This window comes from Paenibacillus mesotrionivorans, from assembly GCF_046098205.1.
GTDB lineage: Bacteria > Bacillota > Bacilli > Paenibacillales > NBRC-103111 > Paenibacillus_AR > Paenibacillus_AR mesotrionivorans.
This window is the reverse complement of record NZ_JBJURJ010000017.1, coordinates 35,107-60,390: the sequence shown is the minus strand read 5'-3', so window position 1 is coordinate 60,390 and position 25,284 is coordinate 35,107. Positions and strand designations below refer to the sequence as shown.

The window sequence follows — 25,284 nt, the reverse complement described above, 5'->3', positions numbered from 1 at the left end:
AAGCGATATAGTGCCTTGGCTTACCGGGCTAACGCCAGTATAACAGAACTATAATTGTATGAATTTGGAAGAAGCCCGGCAAACCCGCGTAATATCTGGATTTGAAAGCGTTTATTAGAATCTCATGAGAATTGCCGTGTCAAAATGTCTTGACATTTTCCCCGTCTATGCATGTGCCCATTTTCTCCTTCCTGCATAAAGTGAAGAAGGCGACTGGTGATGACTTAGAACGGAAGGGACGGAGCATATGCCAAACACACGCGGGATACCGGACGGGAGTATGGATGAAGCGGCCGCTTTTGCCGCTGTCAGGCGGAACATCATCGGTGGGGAACGGATGATCCGCACACCCGACGGCCCCCGAAAAATGATATACGCGGACTGGTGTGCAAGCGGCAGGCTCTATAGGCCTATCGAGGAATATATGGAACGTTACATAGGGCCGCTGGTCGGCAATACCCATACGGATTCCAATGCGACCGGGGCATCGATGACCATGGCCTATTCTCTGGCAGGAAGCATTATTAAACGCCACGTTCATGCCTCTTCACGGGATGTGCTTATGTACTGCGGCACGGGTATGACGGGGGCTGTGAATAAGCTTCAGCGGCTCCTGCAAATCCGCGCTCCCAAAGGGCTGCAGGACCGGTTATGTCTGCCCGCGGAGGAGCGTCCGGTCATTTTCATTACGCATATGGAGCATCACTCCAACCATATTTCCTGGCTGGAAACCACCGGAGAGGTGGTAATGGTTCCCCCGGACGAAAACGGATTGGTCAGTCCTGCGGTGCTGGATTGTACCGTATCGTGTTATGCTGACCGGCCCTTGAAAATTGGAGCCTTCACCGCCTGCTCCAATGTGACGGGTTTGATGACGCCCATTGCGGAGCTGGCTGCGGTCATGCACCGGCATGGGGGGCTGGCTTTTGCAGATTACAGTGCCTCTGCGCCGTATGTGGACATGGATATGCATCCGCCGCTCCCCGGAGGGTGGCTGGACGCGCTGTATTTCTCACCTCACAAATTCCTGGGAGGCCCCGGCACCAGCGGCGTGCTGGTTATGGCAGGGCGGCTTCTGGGCAGTCCAGTGCCGGATGAACCTGGCGGCGGGACGGTGATGTGGACAGACCCATGGGGGAAACGGACCTATCTGGGGAACGCGGAGGAGCGTGAGGATGGGGGTACGCCGGGGTTTTTGCAGGCGGTACGCACGGCATTATGCATCAAGCTGAAAGAGGAGATGGGGACAGAGGCTATGCTCAGAAGGGAAAAGAGGCTATTAGAGGTGCTCTGGCCTTATCTGGATAGCTGCCCGGGCATCCATGTACTGGAGAGAGAGCACCGCCATAGGCTTGGCATTGTCTCTTTTCATATAGAAGGGATGCATTACAAGCTGGTGACCCGGCTCTTAAATGACAGGTTCGGGATCCAGGCCCGGGGCGGATGCTCATGTTCGGGGAGCTATGGCCATTACCTGTACGGAATTGGACCGGATGCGTCGGATTATATCCATCATCAGATTTTGAACGGAAATTTGGAATGGAAGCCGGGCTGGGTGCGGATTTCCCTTCACCCGGCTATGTCGGAGGAGGAGGTCGCTGTCATCGGCCGCGCGGTCCGGGACATTGCCCGGCACGGCCGTATCTGGGGAGAGGCTTACTGCTTGGACCGGGATACAGGAGAGGTCCTTCATACGGGTGGCGGGCATGCGGCGGAGTGGGATACTCCCGATGAGCTGGAGGCGGAGTGGCAGGTTTTACTGCAGCAATCCCTCCAGCTCTCCCACCTGGAGAATGTCCACCGTGGAATCGTCGAAGGTGATCCAGCCCTGGTCCCGCATGTAGCACAATTCCCGTGACAAGGAAGGCCTGGCGCTGTTCAGGTGCTCCGCCCATACCCTTTTATTGAACGGAATGCGGATGCGTTCCGTTTTTTGCTGCTTCATTTCCTTGATCAGAAAATGGGCAATCCGCTGGCGGAGTGTGCCCAGGGAAAGAATTTCAATACGCTGGTTCAGCAGAATAAGCCGTTCGGACATGTTCTGCATAAAGAGCGCCATAATTTCCGTATCCAGCGCGAATAAGGCCAGAAGCTCCTTTTTGGTAAACATGAGAACACTGGCGGATTCGGCGGCAATCACGGTAGCGGGGTAGGTGTTGGTTTTGGAGAAAATTACCGCTTCTCCGACGGTGCTGCCTGTGGAAAACCGGGATACGGTCATAACCTTGCCCGTGGAGTACATTTTCTGGACCTCCACGATGCCGGTAATGACAATGCCCATCCGTTCAGCAGGTTCTGCCTCTCTGACAATATGCTCATTGCGTGAATAATTGCGGAGAGTTGGATTAATTTTGGCCAATATGCCGGTGATCTCCTGCTCCGTTTTGTTCCGGAACAGCATGTTCTTCTTGAGGGCTTCTGCAAGAGCGTTCATAAATGTGACACCTCTGTGACAAGAATGTGCCGGTAACATCCGTTACCGTTTATTTAGACTCAGTCTACTATACTAAATGTAATAAAAGCAACGACAAGATGTCTGCCGGACCGGGCAGGCAGAGTCCCGGAAAGGGTGACGGATGATGAAACGCAGTATTATCCATATCCATGAAGAGCTGTGCAACGGCTGCGCGTTATGTGTGGATGCCTGTCACGAAGGCGCCATTGAAATCGTGGATGGCAAGGCAGTATTGATCAGCGATATTTATTGTGACGGCTTGGGTGCTTGTCTTCCCAACTGTCCGACCGGCGCCATAGAGATTCTCGAGCGGGAAGCGGAGGCCTTCGATGAGGCTGCAGTGGAGGAGCGGATGGCTCAGCTGAAACAGGAGCAGGCGGACAACCGCGGACACGTACATGGCGGCGGCCACCACGAAGATCCGGGACATCATGGTCATCACCATGGTCAACAAAACCACCAAGGACACCAGCACGGGCACCATGGAATGGGCGGCTGCCCGGGATCGATGGCCAGGAAGATCGAACGTCCTGCCATGGCTTCTACTCCGGCACAGGAAACGCCCAAGGCTGCTCCGGCAGATATTGGGGCTCCGGCATCCGAGCTGCAGCAATGGCCGGTGCAAATCACCTTGGTGAACCCGTCCGCGTCCTTCTTCCAGGATGCTCACCTGCTGGTGGCGGCGGACTGCACCGCATTTGCGTATGCCAAGTTCCATCAAGACTTTATCCGCGGCAGAATTACCGTTATCGGCTGTCCCAAGCTGGATGACAATGCCTTCTATGCCGACAAGCTGGCGGTTATTCTCAAGCAGAATAATATCCAAAGCATCACGGTGGTCCGTATGTCTGTTCCTTGCTGTGGCGGCATTGTGCAAGCAGTGAAGCAGGCTATGCTCTCCAGCCAAACGATTGTGCCTTACCGGGAAGTGACCGTGGGTATCGACGGCCAGCTCATTTCGTAAACATCCCCCTGAGGACCTAACAACGGAGCAATTCCAATTCACATATATATAGATTTTGAGAGGAGCAGGAAAATGTCCAATATGTTCTGTTATCAATGCCAGGAAGCTGCGAAGGGAACAGGCTGCACCATTCAAGGCGTGTGCGGCAAACCCAGCGATGTGGCCAATCTCCAGGATCTGCTGTTGTTTGTGCTGAAGGGGATCTCCTATTACAGCGTGAAGGCCCGCAAAGCAGGCGTGAATCTGGAAGCCACGGACAAAGCCATCATGGACGGCCTGTTCGCTACCATCACCAATGCCAACTTTGACCGTGAAGTGTTCATTAACCGCATCCGCAAGGCTCTGGAGCTGCGTGAAGAAGTGAAGCAGGCTGCCGAAGCCGCTGGCGTTATATTCCCGGTTGAACTTCCGGAAGCAGCCGTATGGTCCGCATATGAGGAAGCTGATCTGGATGCCAAGGCTGGCACTGTGGGCGTATTGGCTACCGGCAATGAAGATGTGCGTTCCCTCCGCGAGCTTCTGACCTATGGTCTGAAGGGGATGGCGGCTTATGCCGAGCATGCTTACCAACTGGGTTATACCGATAATGCTGTATTCGCCTTCACCGCGAAGGGTTTGGCGGCAACTCTGGATGACACTCTGGGCGCTGAAGAGCTGATTGCTCTGAACATGGAAGCCGGCCAAGTGGGCGTTTCCGTTATGGCCCTCCTGGACACTGCCAACACCAGCACTTACGGCCATCCCGAAATCACCAAGGTTAATATCGGCGCAGGCACAAATCCGGGCATCCTGATCTCCGGCCATGACCTCCGCGATATGGAAGACCTGCTGAAGCAAACCGAAGGCACCGGCGTGGATGTGTACACCCACAGCGAAATGCTGCCGGCCCACTACTATCCCGCCTTCAAAAAATATAAGCACTTCGTCGGCAACTACGGCAACGCCTGGTGGAAGCAAGACAAGGAATTCGACAGCTTTAACGGCCCGATTCTCATGACCACCAACTGCATCGTTCCTCCGAAGGACAGCTATAAGGACCGGATTTACACCACAGGTCAAGCAGGCTTCCCGGGCGTCAAGCATATTGCGGACCGTGAAGAAGGCGGAGCCAAGGATTTCTCCGCTCTGATCGAGCAAGCCAAAACCTGCCAGCCTCCCGTTGAGATCGAAACCGGCGAAATTGTCGGCGGCTTTGCCCACGAAACCGTGCTGAGCCTGGCTGACACTGTAGTCGGAGCTGTGAAGTCCGGCGCCATCAAGCGTTTCTTCGTAATGGCAGGCTGCGACGGCCGCATGAAGAGCCGCGATTATTACACCGAGTTTGCTTCCGCATTGCCCCAGGATACCGTTATCCTGACTGCAGGCTGCGCCAAGTACAAGTACAACAAGCTGGACCTGGGTGATATCGGAGGCATTCCGCGGGTACTCGATGCCGGCCAATGCAACGATTCTTACTCCCTGGCCGTAATTGCCCTCAAGCTGAAGGAAGTATTCGAGCTGAACGACATCAACGAGCTGCCGATTTCCTACAACATCGCCTGGTATGAGCAAAAAGCAGTGATCGTGCTGCTGGCCCTCCTGTACCTGGGAGTGAAGAACATCCACCTCGGACCGACACTGCCTGCATTCCTGTCGCCCAATGTAGCCAACGTTCTGGTGAACACCTTCGGCATCGCCGGAATCGGAAGTGTTCAAGAAGATTTGGATATGTTCCTGGCTGTTTGATAATCGATTTCAACTATCATAATATATACAGAGCTTGGACACAGTTTAGCCACACTTCCCCCTGTCAAGGGGGAAGTTTTTTTCAATTTTATGATATAAACTTAGGGAGAGGATAACTATTGGAAAAGGGAGTGTTTACAGAATGGCAAAATATACAGTTGTTGAAAAAGGCGAATGCATCGCTTGCGGTTCCTGCGGAGCAACCGCTCCCGAAATTTTTGATTTTGACGCAGAAGGCCTGGCTGAGGTAGTATTGGAAGGCGACAACAACAAGGGTGTAACCGCCATTGAAGGCGATCTGGTTGAAGCACTGGAAGAAGCTGTAGAGAGCTGTCCTACCAGCTGCATCAAGGTTGCAGAGGTTGCCTTCGCGTAAATCACCGTCCTTATCCGTTCAATAAGCCCGTTCGTTCTCCGGCTGCCGGGGAGCGGATGGGCTGTTTTTATGTTCCGGCCTAAAAGGGGAAAAGGGTGTTTTGGCGGATTTCCCTTTTTTCTATCTGACGCAGCATATAAACTGGATGGATATTTGGTTTTTTTGGGAAAGGGCAGGGTAGTCGGTGTAATGAGAGCTTATTTATCGGATATGATGCAGTTTTCCCCCGGCGTCCGCCGGTTTCTGGCAACGGAAACACTGCTGGGGATCGGGCTGGGGATAGCCACGCTGCTGCTCAATCTCCATCTTCTGGCGCTTGGTTTGGCGGAAACCCAGCTTGGCGCTATTTCATCAGTGGGCAATATCTGCATGGGTGTGGTTTCCATTCCCTGCGGCCTCCTGGCGAACCGGTTCGGCAGGAAGAAGCTGCTGGTGCTGGGGCTCAGCCTGATGGGGGCGGGGTATGGAGCGTTTGCCTTTGCAACTGAGCTGTGGTTGTTATTCGCTGCGCAAATCATGCAGTCCGTGGGTATGAGCTTGTTGGTCACCACGGAAATCCAGCTGCTGTACTCATACAGTGTATCCCGTCAGGAGGAAACCCGCGGCTTCAGCATGCTGTTTGCGGTTTTCACTCTGTTTATGGGTATCGGAACCTTGGCAGGCGGTTTTTTGCCCCGGTTTTTGGGCGGAGCCCGGACGGACTACCAATGGTCGCTGCTGGCGGCGGGGTTATGCATTTTGGCCTGCGGGCTGTTCCGTCTGGCGCTGTTCCCCCAGGAGCAGGCACCGCCTGCCGCATCGAAGGAACCGTCCACAGGTTCCGGAACCGGCGGGGTACGCGGCAAGCTGAAGCTTCCGGGTAAGGCGGTTTGGATTTTCTGCACCATGAATTTTCTTTTAGCGTCTTCCATCAACTTTGTGGAACCGTTCCAAAATGTCATCGTCAAGTTCCGGATGGATTGGCCGGATACCATGGTTTCCTTGCTGCTTACCTTAAACGGGCTGGCCCAATTTATCGGATCGTTTCTGATGCCGGTTTGCCTGGAGCGGCTCGGCATCCGTCGCACCTACCGGCTGGTATTTGCGGCTAACCTGCTGGGTACCCTGCTGCTGGCGGCAGCGGTGCCGCCGGCGGCTTTCTCCATTCTGCTGCTGGTGAGAGGAGGAGCTACGGTGGTCTCCAACAACCTGGTGCTCACCCATACCATGTCGGTCACCTCCGAAGAGGAGCGCAATGCATATGCGGGCATCAGGCAGGTAACACGGAGCATCGGCGCCTCCGCGGCGATTTATTCGGCCGGTTTTCTTCTGGCCGGCAAGCATTATACGCTGCCCTTTTTGGGCGGGGGGATTCTGCTGGTCTTGTCGTGGATCTTTTTCCGGCTGTGGGTGGAGCCTTTGATCGAAGCAGGTATGGCCGAAAAAGAAAAGGGTTAAGGAGCTGTGCTCCTTAACCCTTTTTTTCCATGGCCTTCAACAGCTCCGCCAAATTGCCCAAAGGAAGATTTGGCTCTGAATCGCCGGTTTCGTATACAGTGTGGGTGGTGTAGATGGATTCGTCGGCGGCATTATTCTCCGCCAGCTCAAAATCGCTGTAAGCTGCGATAAACACCTTGGCGGTGTTGGCGGCATCGTCCACCGCACGGTGGTGGGAGCCTTCAAAACCGATCTCCAGCATCTCCAGCGCCTTCTTCAAGCCGATCTGGCGGTAGGTGCCTTCGCCGCTCCGTTTTTTCGAAAACTGCTTTTGGATGTCGTTGTGGTTGCGGATCCAGTCCAGCGGGATTTTGTGCTCGTTGCAGCTTTTCACCAGCTGGTATTTGTCATCGGGACCCCAGGCGCACATATAATACGATCCTGTACCGATCCAGCTGCGGAAGGCTTCAATCGCTGCTCCGAGAGCAGGCGCATTCTGGATATCCTGGTAGGTGATGCCCGTAAAGGCGGTGGTGTGCTGGTTGAAGGATGCGTCCCTCAAGGGTTTGACAAAGGTCTGGAAGGAATCCGTTATTTTTAATTGCCCTTCCAATTCCTGGACGCGGACGGCGCCGATCTCGATAATCTCGGCCAGCCATTCCTGCTTGCGGATTACGGTAAACTCCAAATCATAGACAATCACATTCATACTAAAGGACACCTGACTTTCCAAAATTCAGATAAATGATACATGAATACGTGCTAATTGTAATACGAATGCGCGGCGCATACAAGGCAGCGTTCCGCCCCATTCATAGTTTTTTCGGGAAAAACCTGTTACAATGAGGAAAACTGTGGTCAAATCAACAAGCAGCCGCAACGGCAGCAGCTGTTGCGCGGATAGAAGCAAACAGGTGGGATAACATGCGCATCGGTTTTTTTGACTCGGGTGTAGGCGGCGCTACGGTTTTGGCCCGCGCCTTGGCCTCCATGCCCGAAGAGGACTATTTGTATTTTGCCGATACCCTGCATGTCCCCTACGGCGAGAAGCCCAAGGATGAGGTGCAGGGCCATATTTTTGATGCCGTGGAGCAAATGGTGGAGGAAGGCATCAAGGCGCTGGTGATTGCCTGCAACACGGCAACCAGCATCGCCGTGAAGGCGCTGCGGGAGAAATACTCCTTCCCGATTATCGGGATGGAGCCGGCAGTGAAGCCGGCCGTGATGCGGACGGCGGGAAGCGAGAAGCGGGTGCTGGTGTTTGCCACCAGGCTGACGCTGCAGGAGGCTAAATTCCAGCAGCTGGTGTCCGCGGTGGACCAGCATCACATCGTCGATCACCTGGCCCTTCCAGGGCTGGTGGAGCTGGCGGAGCAGGGAATATTCGGCGGTCCGCAGGCGGAGGAGTACCTCCGGCGGGAGCTTGCCCCTTTTGACTTGGGATGTTACGGCACAGCGGTGCTGGGCTGCACCCATTTCCCGTTGTTCCGGCCTGTATTCGCGGAACTGCTGCCCGCCGGCACCCATCTCATCGACGGGGCGGAGGGAACCGTTCGCCACTTGAAGGCAACGCTGGATAAGGCGGGGCTAACCGGAGGCGGAAGCGGCAGGTTGGAGTTTATGTCCTCCGGCCACTCCCCAAAGACTGCAGACATTTTCAATGCGGCGCTGGATGCTGCTTCCGATATGGAGAAGCGGATGCGCCGGCAGGCGTGAGTTTATCATACCAGACGGGAGGAAAAGGACATGAAAATCACCTTTTACGGACATTTCTGCTTTATGGTGGAGCATGGGGGAGTGCGGCTCATCCTTGATCCGTTTCTTTCTGGAAATCCCGCCTCCGGGCTGAAGCCGGACCAGGTTCAGGCGGACGCCGTCATTCTGACCCACGGCCATGACGATCATTTCGGCGACACGCTGGAGATTGCCTCCCGCTGCGGCTGTCCGGTCATAGCCATTCACGAGCTGGCGCATTTCTGCGCAAGCAAGGGAGCAGCCGTCCACGGCATGAATCTGGGAGGCACCTACCGCACGGAGGGTTATTCCGTCAAGCTGACTCCTGCGCGGCACAGCAGCTCCGTATCGGATAACGGCCAGCTTCTTTATGCCGGGGAGCCGGCCGGTGCGCTTATTACCATGGGAGGCAAAACCTTCTACCATTCCGGCGATACCGCACTGTTCGGAGATTTGAAGCTGATCGGCGACCTGCACCGGATCGATGCTGCGGCTCTGCCCATCGGGGACAATTACACCATGGGACCTGAGGAGGCCTTGCTGGCCGCCCAGTGGGTCCGTCCGGGTGTGGTGATTCCGGCCCATTACAACACATTTCCGGGCATCCGGCAGGACCGTTTTGCCTTCGCTTCGGCGTGTGAGGAGGCGGGCATCCGCTGTGCGCCGCTTTTGCCAGGTGAGAGCATTGAGGTGTAAGCAAGGACTATGACAGGCGGGCAGCGAACTCTCCGAAAGGTTATTTTAAAACAAGGCAATCCCGTTGGGCAAAAGCGATTGTTTGCTGGCCTGGCGGGATTTTTCTTTTATGAGAAACCGGGCACCATGCCTTCTCGGAAAAAATGGTTATAGCAAGCTGTTCCGTTGACCCTTTTGCAGCGGGCATGGTAGAGTTCAGTTTGTTCCTGTGGGAAGCACGGATAGGGGATTGCGGATTATCCGGCCTCATGGTAAGATTCTGGAAAGAGAATAAATGTTCGCATTGAACGCGCGGACATGGATGAAACGAGGTGCACATAAGCCATGTTGGCTGTATTGCGCAAACTTGGCTGGTTCTTCCGGCTGGAATGGAAACGGTATACGGTTGCCCTGGTGTTTCTGGCCTTGGCCGGCGTGGTGGAGGTTCTGCCGCCGAGACTCATTGGCCTGTTTATTGACGGCATTCAGCAGGGAAGCTTGACCGGCAACGGATTTATGACCATGACTATCGTGTGGGTTTCCGTCACCGTGATTGGGTATTTGATGAATTACATATGGCATTACAAGTTATTTGGAGGGGCGTTTGTCCTGGAGCGGACGCTGCGGAGCAGGCTGATGGGCCATTTTCTCAAAATGACGCCGACCTTCTATGAACGCAACCGTACCGGAGATCTGATGGCCCGGGCCACCAACGACTTAAAGGCGGTCTCCACTACTGTTGGCTTCGGTATCCTTACCCTGTCGGACTCGACCATTTATATGAGCACCATTCTGGTGATGATGGCCGCCGTTATCAGTTGGAAGCTGACGCTGGCTGCACTTTTGCCGCTGCCGTTTATCGCCTGGGCGATGAAGCATTACGGCAAGCTGATCCATGAACGTTACATGAAGGCCCAGGATGCCTTCGGCGAGCTGAACGACCAGGTGCTGGAATCCGTTTCGGGCGTGCGGGTGGTCCGCGCTTTTGTCCAGGAGGGGGCTGATGTCCGCCGCTTCCGCGACAAAACCGGTGAAGTGCTGGATAAGAACATTGCCGTCGCCAGGATTGACGCCATGTTTGATCCCACGCTGAAAATTTTGGTGGGCTTAAGCTATATCATCGGGATTTGCTACGGCGGGTTCCTGGTATTCAAAACCGAAATCACATTGGGTGAGCTGGTATCCTTTAATGTGTTTCTTGGCATGCTGATTTGGCCGATGTTCGCCATTGGCGAATTGATTAATATTATGCAGCGGGGCAATGCCTCCCTGGACCGGGTTTCGGAGACGCTGGACTATGTTCCGGACGTCCGTGAGGCCGATGCCCCCGCCTCAGTGGAGAAGCCGGACTCCATCGAATTCCGGGAAGTTACCTTCCGGTACCCGACCTCCGCTTCGGATAACCTGCACGACGTAACCTTCACACTGCATCCAGGGGAAACCCTCGGCATTGTCGGCAAAACCGGCAGCGGTAAAACGACACTGCTCAAGCAGCTGCTCCGGGAGTACCCGGTTGGAGACGGGAACATTTCCGTTTCCGGCGTACCGATCCAGCGCATTGGGCTTTCCGCCTTGCTGGGATGGATCGGCTATGTGCCCCAGGAGCCTATTCTCTTCTCCAAAACCATCCGCGAGAATATCCTGTTCGGCGCGGAGCAGGCTTCCGAAGAAACCCTGGAGCGGGCTTTGGCCCGTGCCTCCTTCGCCAAGGACATCCGGTTTCTGCCGCAGGGTTTGGATACGCTGGTGGGAGAAAAGGGAGTGGCATTGTCCGGCGGGCAAAAGCAGCGTGTCAGCATTGCCCGTGCGCTAATCGCCGACCCGGAGATTCTGCTCTTGGATGACGCGCTTTCGGCCGTGGACGGCCGGACCGAAGCCGAGATTATTGAGGGCATCCGTCAGGAGCGCCAAGGGAAAACCACGTTAATCACCACACACCGGCTGTCTGCGGTGCAGCATGCCGACCGCATCCTGGTGCTGGAGGACGGACGTGTGATTGAAGAGGGGACCCATGATCAGCTGGTCCGTTTGGGCGGTTGGTATAAGGAGCAATTTGACCGCCAGAAGCTGGAGGAGGCTCTCGGCGGAGAAGCGGTCTGAGAGCAGCCGGGAAGTTCCTCAATATTTATTTTTATTTAGACTAATCGAAGAAGCGGCTCTCAAATCGGCTTTTCCGATTTCGAGGCTTTCATAACTTATCCAGCCGTTGGCCCGGACCAAGTTATTACGATAAGAGGTGAATCCCCATGCAATCCACAGGCAGGCGTTTGCTCGGCTACGCTTTGCTGTACAAGAAAATGATTATCTTCGCCCTTGTGTTTCTGGCTTTGGCGGTAAGTACGGAAATGGCCGGGCCTATCATTGCCAAACGAATGATCGATACCCATATCATGGGCATAGAGAATACGTGGTATCAGGTGCCCGAAAAGGATGACTATACTGCGGAATACAATGGAGCTTATTACAAACGCATGGACCATGTTGAACCCGGGGCAGCCCAAGGGGCGGCCGGGCAGATATTGCAAATTGGCCGGACCTATTATTGGCTGGACGGTCAGGTGCGTACGGACGGCCGCAAAACCGCTGACGGCGGTACGGTCACCATCGAAGGGGATTGGGGCAGCGCCAGCTATCCGGCGAAGGCGTTGTCCGCAGCGGAGCTGTACCCCTTCTACCGTCCGGAAATTCCCGCGCTGCTTCTGTCTGCGGCAGCCTACTTCGGCCTTCTGGTGGTAGGGGCGGGCTTCACCTACGGCCAGCGGCTGTTCCTGCAGACCAGCGCCAACAAGATCGTCAAGCGGATGCGGGATGATGTGTTTGCCCGCCTTCAACGGCTGCCGGTAAGCTACTTTGACCGCCTGCCAGCAGGTAAAATCGTCTCCCGGGTCACGAATGATACGGAAGCGGTCCGGGAGCTGTTTGTGGCGGTGCTGGCGAACTTCTTTACCGGCATTATTTACATTGCAGCCATTCTCACCGCCTTGTTCCTGCTGAATGTGCGGCTGGCGCTGATCGCCGTGCCCATCGTGCCAATCCTGGTGATTTGGATTGCCCTGTACCGCCGCTATGCGGGCCGGTACAACAAAGCCATCCGTTCGAAAATTTCCGACATCAACGGCATGATCAACGAATCCATTCAAGGGATGCCGATTATTAAAGCCTTCCGGCGGGAGCCCTCCATCAACGGGGAGTTTGAGGCTCATAACGGGGCGCTGTACGGCTACCAAAGCAAGCTCCTGAATCTGAACTCGCTCACCTCGCATAACCTTGTGAACCTGGTCCGGAACGTCCTGTTTCTGGTCCTGATTCTAACCTTCTGGAAGGGCTCATTTGGTACCGGGGTGACTGTCGGTGTGTTGTACGCCTTCATCGATTATATGAACCGGATGTTCCAGCCTATTGTGGGTATTGTGAACCAGCTGACCAACCTGGAATCCGCAAGAGTGTCTGCAGAGCGGGTGTTCCAGCTGCTGGATGAGCAGGGAGATGAGGTGGCGGAAGGGACCATTCCCCGGTATAAGGGAGAGGTAGAGTTCCACAATGTTTTCTTTGCTTATAAAGATGAGGAATGGGTGCTGAAGGATATCCGGTTCCAGGCGGCGCAGGGGGAAACGGTTGCTCTGGTAGGCCATACGGGGTCAGGGAAAAGCTCCATTATGAATCTGCTTTTCCGCTTTTATGACGTCCAGCAGGGAAGCATCACCATCGACGGACGGGATATCCGGGATTTGCCCCGTCAGCATCTCCGGGCCCATATGGGCATCGTGCTCCAGGACCCGTTTATGTTCACCGGCACCATCGCCTCCAATGTCAGTCTGGAGGATCCTTCCATCAGTCGCGAAAGCGTCATTCAGGCGCTGAAGGATGTTGGCGCTTATGATATGTTCATGAAGTTTCCGCGGGGCATTGACGAACCGGTTGTGGAAAAAGGCAGCACCCTCTCGTTAGGGCAGCGCCAGCTGATTTCCTTTGCCCGTGCGTTGGCCTTTAACCCGGCTATTCTTATCCTGGATGAAGCCACAGCAAGCATCGATTCCGAAACGGAGAGCTTGATCCAGAAGGCGCTGGACGTGGTCAAACAAGGCAGAACCACTTTTGTGATTGCCCATCGGCTGTCCACCATCCGGCAAGCGGATCAAATTCTTGTGCTGGATCACGGAAGGATCGCGGAGCGGGGGAACCATGACCAGCTCATGGCTCTGGAGGGCAAATACTTCGGCATGTACCAGCTGCAATCGGGTTTTGCCGCTGCAGTCACATAAAACAATGAATTGGATTGTATGGGAGAAATTACAAATATGGATGTTGTAAGATGTGATTGGGCAAACAAATCCGAATTGGAAAAGCATTACCATGATACCCAATGGGGAAAGCCGGTTCATAATGACAAAGAGCTGTTCAAGATGCTCATTTTGGAGGGGAAGCAAGCGGGTTTAAGCTGGGCTACCATCTTAGCCAAAATGAATACACTTTGTCAGGCATTCGATCATTTCGACCCGGATAAGCTAATCGCATACGATGAGCATCGAATAGAAGAGCTGTTAAGAAATGACGGCATTATAAAAAACCGCTTAAAAGTGAACGCGGTCATCCACAATGCCAGAATGTATTTTCTTTTATGTGAATAATACGGGTCGTTAGACGCTTTTCTTTGGGGTTATGTGGATTATCAACCCATCATCAATCATTGGGAAACAAGATCCGATGTACCTTCAAGCACTTCCTTATCAGATGAAATCAGTAAGCAGTTAAAAAAAGAAGGCTTTAAATTTGTGGGGACAACCACCATTTATGCCCTCATGCAATCCATAGGTATGGTCAATGACCATTTGAAATCCTGCAGTTTTCGCAATGCTTAAACGGGCGTTTAGCCGCACCAAATCAATCAATACCTACAACATCGGGCCAGCATGGTCCGATGTTTTTTGCTATAATAATAGCAATCTTTGGATAAGTGCATTCGAGGGAGGAGAATCGGCATGCCGGAAAAAAAGCAAACGTTGGAGACGCTTCGTGAATGGATCAGTCTAAGCAGCCGGATTGTGTTTTTTGGCGGGGCCGGCACCTCTACGGAAAGCCAGATTCCTGATTTCAGGTCCGCTACAGGACTGTATCAAACGGAAAGCCGGCAAGTCTATTCACCGGAGGAGATGCTGTCCAGAAGCTTTTTCTTCACCCATCCGGAGGATTTCTATACCTTCTACAAAACCAAGATGCTGTATCCCGATGCCAAGCCGAATCTGGCCCATAAAGCACTGGCCGAACTGGAGAGGCGGGGCAAGCTGGAGGCGGTAATCACCCAGAATATTGACGGCCTGCATCAATCGGGCGGCAGCAAACGGGTGTTGGAGCTGCATGGCTCCGTGCACCGGAACGGATGTTTGAGCTGCGGTGCGGGTTACACCTTGGCCGAACTGCTGGCCATTCAAGGAACAGTGCCCCGCTGCAAAAATTGCGGAGGCCTCATTAAACCGGATGTAGTCCTTTATGAGGAGCAGCTGGATTCGGATATTCTCCATCAGTCGGTGAATGCCATCCGGCAGGCGGACATGCTGATTGTCGGCGGCACCTCTCTGACTGTCAATCCAGCCGCCGGACTGGTGCAATATTACCGCGGCAGCCGGCTGGTGCTGATCAACCAAACCGAAACGGCATACGACCGGTTCGCTCAGCTGGTGATCCGTGATCCCATCGGCGAAACCTTGGGCCAGGCCGTGTGGGGAGACGGCGTAAAGCTGTGAAGCGCCAGCTCCACCGCAAGGTGGTCCATGAGCTCCGCAGGTTTTTGGAGGATGGGGAACAGGTATCCCCGGAGCAGGCCACGGACGCCTTTATTCATTTGGTCATGGAGGCTGCTTCAGGAGCAGCTGGGGCTCCGGTTGAAAAGTGGGCCGCCGGGAACAGTCTCCAGCCCCTATTTCCGGCAATGTACCCGGAGGGTTTCAGGGAAAAGGCTCTTCAATTGTTGGGCGGGATTCCGGACCAGGATTGGCGTCTGGACCCGCAGCTGCCGGGTTGGCTGTACCAGTATTGGCTCACACCCGAAAAAGACCGGCTGTTTCGTATGTTTAAAAGTGGTGCAAAAGCCAGTCATGGTGACATTCCTGCCGTCACGCAGCTTTTCACACCGGAATGGATCGCCCGTTATCTGGTGGAAAATACACTGGGACGCTTATGGTCCCGATTTTACCCGGAAAGCGGTCTTATCAGCCGCTGGACATATTTTGACCGGAGTGCTGACATATCCCCAGACGCCCCCGGTGGGCCGGAGGAGTGGACTGTCCTTGATCCGGCATGCGGCTGCGGCCATCTGTTGGCTGCCGCCTTCGATGTTCTGATGGACATGCACCTTGAAGCCGGGATAGAACCGGTGCAGGCTGTGCGTATAATTCTGAACCGCCAGCTGGTTGGTTTGGATATCGATCCCAAGGCGGTGGACATGTGCCGCTTTGTCCTGCTGCAAAAGGCTGCGGCGGTGGCGCCTTCTATCATCTATGAGGAAGTGGAATGGGGTATTGAAGCGATAACCCGGGAAAAGGGATACCGCTTCGGCAGCTTGGACAGAGGAGAATCGAAAGCGGTGTCATTCGGGAGGGCAGGGGCTTCGTATGAAGCAGATCCCGGCAGATTATTAAGCAGAAAGTATCATGCCGTCATCACTAATCCTCCGTATTTGGGCCGTCGGAACATGGATAAGGAGCTTGGGGATTTCCTGGATCGGTCTTATCCCCGGACCTCCGCCGACCTGTTCGCCGCTTTCCTGGAGCGGTGCTTGGATTTCCTGTATCCGTCCGGATATTTCGGAGCCATCACTCCGCAATCGTGGATGTTCCTCTCCGGCTTCGAGGAGCTGCGCACGGGTATTTTGACCCGGGAAACCATTGTGAGCCTGCTGCATTTGGGGGCAAGAGCTTTCGAGGATAACAACGGACAGGTGGTGCAGACGGTAAGCTTTGTCCTGCACAAATCCCCGCCCTCACGGGGTGCTGCGGGCAGCTTTTGGAGGCTGACGGAAGGGCCTTCCTCCCATAAGGCGGAGGTGTATAAGCACAATAACTGGTGGAATACCGATGTATATAAGGCTTCCCAAGCCATGTTCCGCCATATTCCGGGAATGCGGATGGCCTATGCGCTGCCGGAGGATTGGGCGCGGCTATTCGGGCGCTTTCCGCCCTTGGACCGGTACTATGCGGTCAAAAAAGGAATGGATACCGGCTGCAATGACCGGTATGTCCGGTTATGGCATGAGGTGCCGCAGGAGCAGTTAAGCTTCCGCTGCACAGACCCGTCGTTGGCCCATTGGTTTCCGTATGCCAAAGGCGGCGGACCTCAAAAATGGTACGGCAATCATTATTTCGTGGTTTACTGGCGGAATAACGGTGAAGCCATCCGCAGGGACAGCCGCTCCAATCTTCGGAATTACGCTTATTTTGGCCGCCAGGGCATCACCTGGTCTACGGTTTCCACGGGAAAGCCGGGCTTCCGGCTGCTGGAGCGGGGGTTTCTGTTCGACAACGGCGGCTCCTGTCTGTTTCCCGAAGAGGGAAGGGAGGAAACACTTCTTGCGCTGCTGGCTTATCTGAACTCGGAATTCACCGCCATACTGCTGTCCCAGATGAACCCAACCTTGAACATTCAGCCGGGAGACGTTGCACGTCTTCCGCTTGACGAGGCGCTGCTGCTTGATGCCCGGATGAAGGAGCTGGGGGAGGCTTGCCTGCGTCTCGCCAAAGCGGAATGGGATGAATCGGAGCGTTCCTGGGATTATGTTGGGCATCCGGCGGTTCATTCCTGCCGGGAGGATACAGTGGAGGCCAGCCTTCGGCGGAGCTGGGAGATGCGCTGCCGGAGAGCGGTGGAGACGGAGAGACTGGAGCGGGCCATTAACCGGTTGGTGTATAGCCATTATGGACTGCAGCCGCTGTACGGTTATCCGGACGGGGAGCAAGAGGCAGCGGAACTGCCCCTCTTAAAGGAGACGGCTGAGTCCTTCCTGGCTTATGCGGCAGCGTGTTTGCTCGGTACATATCCGCAGGGGATAGACGATCCTGCATTCACCAGCTCTCCTCTGATTCGGGATTCCGAATGGGTTCCCCGTTTAAAGGTTTGGCTGGGCCAACTTTGGAATCCTTGCGACACGGACAGTAATGTGGAGGCTGTCGCCCGTTTATTGGGAATCCGGCCCAAGGAAAGTGTTGAACAGCGTCTCCGCCGGTATTTCTCCCGAGAGTGGTATCCCGCTCATTACCGGGAATTCGGGGGATATCCCCGGTATTTACGGATTTGCTCGGGGCCCCGGCAAGCTCTCCTGGCTTATGTGACTGCCTTACGTCTTACGGAGGAGGCAGTAGACGAGATTTATATATTATGTGTCCAGCGCAGGGAGGAGCTGCGGGGAGCTACACACGAAGCAGATGAGTGGAGGCTGGATATGGAAGAGCTGGACAGTTTCGCACGGCGGTTGAAAGAATATCTGGAGTCGTGCAGAGCAGGCAGGGGAAGCCTTAGCCAGGAGGATGAGGATACACGCGCTTGGATGGATCGGCACCGCTCTGTTTTCGATTGTTAATGCCATTTGCCACCGTTTCATGTAAGATAGAAGGAGCATGAATCAAAGGAGTGCAGGCAAGTGTCTATCTTACATAACGATTGGCTTCCCGTGCTGGAGCAGGAATTTGAAAAGCCTTATTATCTGTCCTTGCGCAAGTTTCTGGCGGAGGAATACCGGCAGACCATTGTGTATCCCGATATGTTCGATATTTATTCCGCCTTTCACTTGACGGATTACAGACAGGTGAAGGCGGTTATTCTCGGTCAGGACCCCTACCACGGACCCGGACAGGCCCATGGGCTCAGCTTTTCAGTCAAGCCGGGCATCGCCGTTCCGCCTTCTCTGCAGAATATCTACAAGGAGCTGCGCGACGACATCGGCTGCCCCATCCCGAACCACGGGCACCTGGCCCATTGGGCCAAGGAAGGGGTATTGATGCTGAATGCCGTCCTCACAGTACGCAAGGACACCCCCAATTCCCACCGGGGCATCGGCTGGGAGGAATTTACGGGCAAGGTGATATCCGTGCTGAATGAACGGGAGCAGCCGGTTGTTTTTATCCTGTGGGGCAAAAATGCCCAGGAGAAGCTACCGCTTATTACCAATTCCCGGCATTTGATTATCCAGTCCGCCCATCCCAGCCCTTTTGCGGCAAACCGGGGCTTTTTCGGCAGCAAACCCTTTTCCCGGACCAATGCCTTCCTAAGCGCCAAAGGAATCGGGGAGATCGACTGGGCCATTCCCAATCTGTAAGTCAAGGAGACGAACCGGATGCAAGGTTGGTTGAAGCAAAGCCTTCGCCGCATCCCCCTAGTCACTCCCCTCCGCGTAAGACAGCTGCAATGGGGGAGAAACATCGCAGATTGGCGCCAGGGTATACGTTTTGCCCGCAAAAGCGAATCGCCCTCATTTTCTCATCAGGTTCTTAAGCATAAGTCTCTGATTTTCCGGCCGTTGGCGGGAACCGACCCGCAATTGCAGCATAACAAGGCGGTTAATCTGGGCATCAGCATCAAGGAGATTGACGGAGTGGTGATCCGGCCCGGGGAAACCTTTTCCCTATGGAAGCTTGTTGGGCGGCCTACCGCCCGGAAGGGGTATCTGGAAGGGTTAACCATATCCGGCGGCCAAGTCGGGTCCGGTACCGGAGGCGGGTTATGCCAGCTGGCGAACCTGATCTTTTGGCTTGGTCTGCATACGCCCTTGGAGGTGGCCGAGCGCCATCACCACAGCTTTGACCTGTTCCCGGACAACCAGCGGACCCTTCCATTTGGCAGCGGGACAACTATTTTTTACAATTATCTGGACCTCCGTTTCTATAACCCGACGGATCTGGAATTTCAAATCCGCCTGTGGCTGTCCGAGAAGTTCCTGGAGGGGGATATCAGGAGCTCCCGGCCCATGGAACGGGAATACCGGATCGAGGAGCGCAACCACCGCTTCGAGCAGGAGGGGCAGATTTGGTACCGGAAGAATGAAATCTGGCGGCTGGTTCTGGACCCCGGCACACATAACGTGCTGGAGGAGCGCCTTCTGATCCGCAACCGCTCGGAGGTGCGCTACAAGCTTCAATTAGCGCAAGAGGCAGAGGCTGCCGTCCGCAGCTGAACGTATAATGTGTACGGGTAATAACAGCAGTTGTTTATCCACGCATAAAAGGAGTACATGTCATGATGATGATTCGCGATGCTGTTCAAGGCGATGTGCCTGAAATTCTGGAGATTTATAACGATGCGGTAAGGAACCTGGCGGCCACCTTCGATCTGGAGGAGAAATCTCTGGAGGAACGGCTGGAATGGTTCGGCCATTACGGCGGCGATTACCCCCTTATCGTTGCGGAGGTTGACGGCAGAGTGGCCGGTTACAGCTCCCTGTCCAAATTCCGGGAGAAGGAAGCTTACAAGTCCACGGTGGAGTTGTCCTTATATATTGCGCCGGATTGCCGCGGCCGCGGTTTGGGCAAGGCGTTAATGGAGGAAATCCTCAAACTGGCCAGACAAAACGGCTTCCATACGGTCATTAGCGGGATCACAGCCGGCAACGAGGTCAGTGTCCGCCTGCATGAGCATTTTTCATTCGATTATATCGGCAATTTCCGCGAGGTAGGCAAGAAATTCGGAGTTTGGCAGGATGTGCTGTTTTATCAGTTGCTGCTGGAGTAGGGGCGGTTATGTTCAAGTGGATCCGCAGAATCGGTATCGCAATTGTTGCAATAGTGGCTGCTGCAGCGGCCATTGTGCTGTTTATTGACAGATTTGTGGTGATCAGCGTGAAATCCAGGATCGTCGAACCCGATGAGGCGCCGGATGCCACAGCCATTCTGGTTCTGGGGGCGTCCGTTTTCGGCAACGGTCAGGTGTCGGATATCTTGAAGGACCGTCTGGATACGGCGCTGGAGCTGTACCGCAATAAAAAAGCCAAGCGGATACTGGTCAGCGGTGACCATGGCAGCGTGGATTATGATGAAGTGGGGACTATGAAGCGGTACCTGACGGACCGGAAGGTTCCCGCCTCCGCCATTTTTATGGATCATGCGGGTTTTTCTACCTACGAAAGCATGTACCGGGCCAAGGCTGTGTTTGATGTGGACCGGGTGATTATCGTGACCCAGCAGTATCATCTGAGCAGAGCCGTTTTTGTGGGCAAAAGCTTGGGTTTGGATGCTTATGGGGTGGCCGCGGATAAACGCTCCTACCGGGATATGGACAAATACAGGCTGCGGGAGGTCCTGGCCCGCAATAAGGACTTCTACCTGTCCCGCATCTGGAAGCCTGAACCGCCGGACCTGGGCGACAAAATCCCGATTACCGGGGATGGCCGGGTGACGGCGAATCCGTAAGGGCTGCTTTTGGGGAAGGTTTTGAATTGTGTTATAATTTGGGGAAGACATTAAGGAGAGGCAAGTTACCGACAGAAAGGTGGAAAAACCGCACATGCTTACCGTTCGCAATCTTTCGAAGAAGTGGAAAGACGGCACGGAAATTTTGAATAAGGTGAGCTTTCAGGTGGATGACGGCGAATTTATCGCGGTGATCGGGGCCAGCGGAAGCGGCAAAACGACACTCCTGAACTGCCTGTCCCTGAGGGAAAAGTGGGATCAGGGCCAATACATCTATAACAGCCGCGACATTAGCGGACTAAACCCCTTCCAGGCCTACTCGCTCCGGCAGGAATGGGGCTTTCTTACGGAAAATCCCGATGTGAATCCGTCCAAGAACGCTTTGAAAAATGTGTTGGACAGCCGTTACCAGCATATGTCCCTGGTTAGACGGGTGTTTCGCAAGGAGTCTCAAGACGAGCATGTCTACGCCATGGATTTCCTGGAGAAGGTGGGGCTGTTGGATAAAGCCCGTGAGCCTGTATCCAAGCTGTCCGGCGGGGAAAAACAGCGGGTTGGGATCGCCAAGGCTTTGATTAAAGGAGCCAAGGTGATTTTTGCCGATGAGCCGCTGAAGGGGCTTCAGCCGGAGGCCCAAAACCGGGTTATGGAGGATTTGCGGAATGTTTGCAAGCGGGATCAGGTTACCGTGATCTGCGCCATCAGCAGCCTGGAGCACGCGGAGCGCTACGCCAGCCGGATCTGGGGGATTTCCGGAGGCAAGATAGTCCTGGATATCGCCGCACGCAAGCTCACACAACGAGAGAAGGATATTGTATTCTGAGGAGGCCAGTCATGCTAGTCATCGGCATTGCAGGAGGCACAGGCTCCGGAAAAACCACCGTAGCCCGTCGCATTCTGAAACGGATCGGCACAGAGCACGTAGCACTACTATCACAGGATTCTTATTACAAACACCAGCCGCATCTGACAAAGGAGGAACGGGCTCAGGTCAATTACGACCATCCCAACTCCTTTGACAATGAACTGTTAATTGAACATCTGCAGGAGCTGCGCCAGGGAAGGCGCATCCAAGTTCCGGTTTATTCCTTCTCTGAGCATATCCGTACGGAGGAGAGCATTCCGCTTGCACCGACGCCGGTTGTGGTGCTGGAAGGCATTCTGGTGTTGGCCGATGAGCTGCTCCGCAAGGAAATGGACATCAAGGTGTTTGTGGATACGGATGCGGATGTGCGGGTACTGCGCCGGATCAACCGGGATATGCGGGAGCGGGGAAGGAGCTTCGATTCTGTATATGCCCAATATCTGAACACAGTCAAGCCCATGCATGAGGCCTTTATTGAACCCTCCAAGCGTTATGCCGATCTGATTGTGCCCGAAGGCGGCGAGAATGAAATCGCCGTCACCCTGCTGGCTTCACGGATTAGACAATCCATTATGACATAGCGGAAGGGCTGTCTTTTTTACCCCAAAAGGAGGTTTGCCATGAACGCCCACGAAATCGATTATCAGATTATCGGCAGTGAAATGCAATTTGTCCAAATTGAATTGGATCCCCAGGAAAGTGTGGTTGCGGAGGCGGGCAGCTTCATGATGATGGATGACGGCATCCAGATGCAGACCATCTTCGGGGACGGGTCCAGCGAGCAGCGCGGCTTTATGGGGAAGCTGATGGGGGCCGGCAAGCGGCTATTGACCGGGGAAAGCCTGTTTATGACGGTATTCACCAATGCCGCTTACGGCAAGAAGCAGGTTTCCTTCGCTTCACCCTACCCGGGCAAGATCATTCCGTTGGACCTGAGTGAGCTGGGGGGCAAAATCATCTGTCAGAAGGATTCCTTCCTGTGTGCGGCCAAAGGGGTGTCTGTGGGCATCGAGTTCCAGCGGAAGCTGGGAACGGGTTTCTTCGGCGGAGAAGGCTTCATCATGCAGAAGGTGGAGGGTGATGGTCTGGCATTCGTTCATGCCGGGGGAATGGTGGTTGAGAAAATCCTTCAGCCAGGCGAGCTGATCCGGCTGGATACCGGCTGTCTGGTGGCCATGACACGGGATGTCCAATACGATATCGAATTCGTAAAAGGGATTAAATCTGCCGTATTCGGCGGGGAAGGGCTGTTCTTTGCCACCCTGCGCGGCCCCGGCAAGGTATGGGTGCAATCCTTGCCCTTCAGCAGACTGGCGGACCGTGTGATTTCCGGAGCAGGAGCGGCAGGACGCAAGGAGGAAGGCAGCATACTGGGCGGACTGGGCAATCTCCTGGATGGGGACAGATAGGACAGCATCCTCGGATTGATCGAAATAACATCAAACAAAGCCCCGCAGGCCAACCTGGCATCTGCGGGGCTTACATGTGATGAGGGGGGAGCTATTGCTTCTCCCTCTTCAGTTGTTCGACATAATCTCTGACCATATCTTCGTTGACAAACTGGCGGAGCGGTGAAATGCCGTTTTTGGCATGCTCGATAATACGTGCCGTAACCTGGTTGATTGCTTCCGTGGAGAATGCTTCTCCTTTCAGACATAACTCAACCGCTTCCTGGATCAGCTCTTCCCTCAGATGGTCCAACTGCTCAAACTCCTGCAGATGCTCATGCTGTTGACGGGAGTGCTGTGAAATGGCCTCATGCACGTTCATTCGAAACAACGCCTCCTGTTTGAACAAATTCTTCTCATTTTTTTAGAAAAATGAGATTCTAAATATGATACTATAGATACGCCGCCGTTACAATGGATTCGACATAAATCGTGATTTTCTCTTTTTAGTCTCAACATTTGTACCGTTTTTTCCGATATACAGAAAAGACAAAGAATACATGCTGGGAGTTGGAACGATGGAAAAGTCAACGCTTTTGGGATTGGTCTCCGCCGTAATCGGTATCGGGGTCGGGATGGTTCTGAAAGGGGTAAGTCCTGTAGCGCTTTGGAATCCTGCCGCGCTGCTGATTATCTTCCTGGGAACCTTCGCTGCGGTAGCAATGGCCTTTCCCATGTCGGACGTGAAGAAGCTGCCCGGACTGTTCAAGCTGATCTTCACGCAGCCCAAGCTCATGGAAAAAGAAGAGCTGATTGTGAAGTTTGTCGAATGGGGCACTATCGCCCGCCGCGAAGGACTTCTTGCTTTGGAAGCAACAGCTGAAACTGTAGAGGACCCTTTCCTCAAAAATGGCATGAAAATGTTGATTGACGGCAGCGACAGCGAATTTGTCCGCGATGTCATGCTAGAGGATATTCATGCCATGGAAGACCGCCACAAGGTGGGGGCTCAGCTGTTTTCCCAAGCGGGCATGTATGCGCCCACTCTGGGTGTTTTGGGCGCCGTTGTGGGCCTGATTGCCGCACTCGGAAATCTGAAGGACATCGACAAGCTGGGGCACTCGGTTGCGGCTGCTTTTGTCGCAACCCTCTTCGGTATTTTCTCCGGATATGTACTGTGGCATCCCATTGCCAATAAGCTGAAGCGGATGTCCAAGAAGGAAGTGGAGATCAAGCTGATGATGGTGGAAGGCCTGATTACCTTCGGTTTGGGAGGCTCTGCCAACTCCATCCGTCAGAAGCTGCTGGTTTTCCTGCCGTCCGGCAGTCGTGATCTGGATGCCAGGGAATCCGCCAAAGGGGAGGTAGCAGCCATTGGCAAAGAAGCAAAGGCATGAGGAGCATGAGGAGCATGCGGACGAGTCTTGGCTAATCCCTTATGCCGATCTTATGACCCTGCTTCTCGCTTTGTTCATCGTGTTGTTCGCCACATCCCAGACCGATCAGAAGAAGCTGGACCAGCTGGCCAAATCCATGTCGGGTGCTTTTAACGGCGGCAAGGGATTCTTGGAATTCTTCGGAGTGGTTCAGCCTTCGCGCAATGCGGATGCCGAGTCCAAGAACACCACCAATGAGGACACCTCCGGTCCCTTCAAAAACCCTGACCGGTCCACGGAAGAGAGTGCCGCTGGAAGTGACAGCAGCAGCCAGGATGCCCAAAAGCAGGCCGAAGAAGCGGCCAAAGCGGAGGAAGCCCTGAAGGAACAGAAGAGCCTCAACGAAATGAAGCAGCAGCTGGACTCCTACATATCTCAAAATAGTCTCAGCACTCAGTTGGACACCACCCTGGGATCCCACTATGTGATGATTACCATCCGCGACCAGGCGCTGTTTGCTTCGGGAAGTGCAGACGTGAAGCCGGAGGCGAAACAGCTGGCCGACGCCATCTCCAATATTTTGACCAATTACCCGGATTACCAGGTAACGGTCTCCGGCCATACGGATAATGTACCCATCACCACCAAAACCTACAGCTCCAACTGGGATTTGAGCACGGCCCGGTCCCTAAGCTTTATGAAGGAGCTGTTCCGTAACACCAAAGTGAATCAGCAGCGGTTTAGTTCTACCGGCTTCGGCGAATTCAAGCCCATCGCCAGCAACGATACGCCGGAAGGACGCTCCCAAAACCGGCGGGTAGAGGTTTCCATCATCAGCCCGGCGGTATTGTCCGGCAGTGAGCTTCCGCTCCGTTAATCCAAACAACCCCCTTTCCGCCAAACGGACAGGGGGTTGTTTG

General features: G+C 54.5%; 23 protein-coding genes and 1 pseudogene. 21 read left to right on the top strand and 3 right to left on the bottom strand.

Translation table 11 applies throughout. The features are described from left to right. Window positions 1-247: 247 nt before the first annotated feature. A complete protein-coding gene (locus ACI1P1_RS23145; RefSeq protein ID WP_416218824.1) occupies window positions 248-1,858 on the top strand; it encodes an aminotransferase class V-fold PLP-dependent enzyme in 1,611 nt (536 codons plus the stop codon). Here ACI1P1_RS23145 and ACI1P1_RS23140 read toward each other — a convergent pair. Next, window positions 1,757-2,434, bottom strand: coding sequence for a Crp/Fnr family transcriptional regulator (locus tag ACI1P1_RS23140; RefSeq protein WP_416218823.1), 678 nt, complete (start codon window positions 2,432-2,434; stop codon window positions 1,757-1,759). The genes ACI1P1_RS23145 and ACI1P1_RS23140 overlap by 102 nt on opposite strands. Window positions 2,435-2,576: 142 nt before the next feature. Between ACI1P1_RS23140 and ACI1P1_RS23135 the strand changes: the two genes are divergently transcribed. The 4 genes from ACI1P1_RS23135 to ACI1P1_RS23120 all read left to right on the top strand — a co-directional run bounded on the left by ACI1P1_RS23135 (window position 2,577) and on the right by ACI1P1_RS23120 (window position 6,957). Then, complete coding sequence (locus tag ACI1P1_RS23135; RefSeq protein ID WP_416218822.1) at window positions 2,577-3,419, top strand: ATP-binding protein; 843 nt, start codon at window positions 2,577-2,579, stop codon at window positions 3,417-3,419. Between the two features lie 72 nt (window positions 3,420-3,491). Beyond that, on the top strand, window positions 3,492-5,144 hold the full coding sequence (gene hcp, locus ACI1P1_RS23130) for a hydroxylamine reductase (protein WP_416218821.1): 1,653 nt from the start codon (window positions 3,492-3,494) through the stop codon (window positions 5,142-5,144). Between the two features lie 142 nt (window positions 5,145-5,286). Beyond that, window positions 5,287-5,520: a ferredoxin gene (locus ACI1P1_RS23125; RefSeq protein ID WP_416218820.1), complete on the top strand. Its 234-nt coding sequence runs from the start codon at window positions 5,287-5,289 to the stop codon at window positions 5,518-5,520. Between the two features lie 189 nt (window positions 5,521-5,709). Then, window positions 5,710-6,957: an MFS transporter gene (locus tag ACI1P1_RS23120; RefSeq protein ID WP_416218819.1), complete on the top strand. Its 1,248-nt coding sequence runs from the start codon at window positions 5,710-5,712 to the stop codon at window positions 6,955-6,957. 13 nt (window positions 6,958-6,970) lie between these two features. On the opposite strand, the gene ACI1P1_RS23115 is transcribed toward ACI1P1_RS23120, so the two are convergent. Then, entirely contained in the window at window positions 6,971-7,645 is a 675-nt protein-coding gene (locus tag ACI1P1_RS23115) for a 3'-5' exonuclease (RefSeq protein ID WP_416218818.1), read from the bottom strand. 215 nt (window positions 7,646-7,860) lie between these two features. Between ACI1P1_RS23115 and murI the strand changes: the two genes are divergently transcribed. From murI to ACI1P1_RS23045, 14 genes and pseudogenes are all read left to right on the top strand, one after another. After that, window positions 7,861-8,652 (top strand): glutamate racemase, encoded by a 792-nt coding sequence (gene murI / locus ACI1P1_RS23110; protein ID WP_416218817.1) that lies wholly within the window; start codon window positions 7,861-7,863, stop codon window positions 8,650-8,652. A gap of 30 nt (window positions 8,653-8,682) precedes the next feature. After that, a complete protein-coding gene (locus ACI1P1_RS23105) occupies window positions 8,683-9,366 on the top strand; it encodes a metal-dependent hydrolase (RefSeq protein WP_416218816.1) in 684 nt (227 codons plus the stop codon). Between the two features lie 324 nt (window positions 9,367-9,690). Then, window positions 9,691-11,445, top strand: coding sequence for an ABC transporter ATP-binding protein (locus tag ACI1P1_RS23100; RefSeq protein ID WP_416218815.1), 1,755 nt, complete (start codon window positions 9,691-9,693; stop codon window positions 11,443-11,445). A gap of 146 nt (window positions 11,446-11,591) precedes the next feature. Beyond that, a complete protein-coding gene (locus ACI1P1_RS23095; protein ID WP_416218814.1) occupies window positions 11,592-13,607 on the top strand; it encodes an ABC transporter ATP-binding protein in 2,016 nt (671 codons plus the stop codon). A gap of 18 nt (window positions 13,608-13,625) precedes the next feature. Continuing rightward, window positions 13,626-14,204, top strand: a pseudogene (locus ACI1P1_RS23090) (DNA-3-methyladenine glycosylase I). Window positions 14,205-14,324: 120 nt separating this feature from the next. Continuing rightward, window positions 14,325-15,086 carry an NAD-dependent protein deacylase gene (locus tag ACI1P1_RS23085; RefSeq protein WP_416218813.1) on the top strand — a complete coding sequence of 254 codons (762 nt, stop codon included), beginning with the start codon at window positions 14,325-14,327 and terminating at the stop codon, window positions 15,084-15,086. After that, window positions 15,083-17,914, top strand: coding sequence for an Eco57I restriction-modification methylase domain-containing protein (locus tag ACI1P1_RS23080; RefSeq protein ID WP_416218812.1), 2,832 nt, complete (start codon window positions 15,083-15,085; stop codon window positions 17,912-17,914). Before ACI1P1_RS23085 ends, ACI1P1_RS23080 begins: the two co-directional genes overlap by 4 nt. Window positions 17,915-17,974: 60 nt before the next feature. Then, on the top strand, window positions 17,975-18,649 hold the full coding sequence (locus ACI1P1_RS23075; RefSeq protein ID WP_416218811.1) for a uracil-DNA glycosylase: 675 nt from the start codon (window positions 17,975-17,977) through the stop codon (window positions 18,647-18,649). Between the two features lie 18 nt (window positions 18,650-18,667). After that, window positions 18,668-19,504 (top strand): VanW family protein, encoded by an 837-nt coding sequence (locus tag ACI1P1_RS23070; protein WP_416218810.1) that lies wholly within the window; start codon window positions 18,668-18,670, stop codon window positions 19,502-19,504. Window positions 19,505-19,566: 62 nt separating this feature from the next. After that, window positions 19,567-20,058 (top strand): GNAT family N-acetyltransferase, encoded by a 492-nt coding sequence (locus ACI1P1_RS23065; RefSeq protein ID WP_416218809.1) that lies wholly within the window; start codon window positions 19,567-19,569, stop codon window positions 20,056-20,058. Window positions 20,059-20,066: 8 nt separating this feature from the next. After that, on the top strand, window positions 20,067-20,735 hold the full coding sequence (locus ACI1P1_RS23060; RefSeq protein WP_416218808.1) for a SanA/YdcF family protein: 669 nt from the start codon (window positions 20,067-20,069) through the stop codon (window positions 20,733-20,735). A 94-nt stretch (window positions 20,736-20,829) separates the two neighbouring features. Continuing rightward, complete coding sequence (locus ACI1P1_RS23055) at window positions 20,830-21,558, top strand: phosphonate ABC transporter ATP-binding protein (RefSeq protein WP_416218807.1); 729 nt, start codon at window positions 20,830-20,832, stop codon at window positions 21,556-21,558. Between the two features lie 11 nt (window positions 21,559-21,569). After that, window positions 21,570-22,181: a uridine kinase gene (gene udk, locus ACI1P1_RS23050; RefSeq protein ID WP_416218806.1), complete on the top strand. Its 612-nt coding sequence runs from the start codon at window positions 21,570-21,572 to the stop codon at window positions 22,179-22,181. A 39-nt stretch (window positions 22,182-22,220) separates the two neighbouring features. Then, window positions 22,221-23,009 (top strand): TIGR00266 family protein, encoded by a 789-nt coding sequence (locus ACI1P1_RS23045; protein WP_416218805.1) that lies wholly within the window; start codon window positions 22,221-22,223, stop codon window positions 23,007-23,009. Window positions 23,010-23,100: 91 nt separating this feature from the next. Here the strand turns inward: ACI1P1_RS23045 and ACI1P1_RS23040 are convergent, their stop codons facing one another. Next, window positions 23,101-23,370 (bottom strand): DUF2533 family protein, encoded by a 270-nt coding sequence (locus tag ACI1P1_RS23040; RefSeq protein ID WP_416218804.1) that lies wholly within the window; start codon window positions 23,368-23,370, stop codon window positions 23,101-23,103. Between the two features lie 196 nt (window positions 23,371-23,566). Between ACI1P1_RS23040 and motA the strand changes: the two genes are divergently transcribed. Both motA and ACI1P1_RS23030 read left to right on the top strand, forming a co-directional pair. Continuing rightward, window positions 23,567-24,385, top strand: coding sequence for a flagellar motor stator protein MotA (motA, locus tag ACI1P1_RS23035; protein WP_416218803.1), 819 nt, complete (start codon window positions 23,567-23,569; stop codon window positions 24,383-24,385). Then, window positions 24,363-25,241, top strand: coding sequence for a flagellar motor protein MotB (locus tag ACI1P1_RS23030; RefSeq protein WP_416218802.1), 879 nt, complete (start codon window positions 24,363-24,365; stop codon window positions 25,239-25,241). The genes motA and ACI1P1_RS23030 overlap by 23 nt, the downstream gene beginning before the upstream one ends. Window positions 25,242-25,284 lie beyond the last annotated feature (43 nt).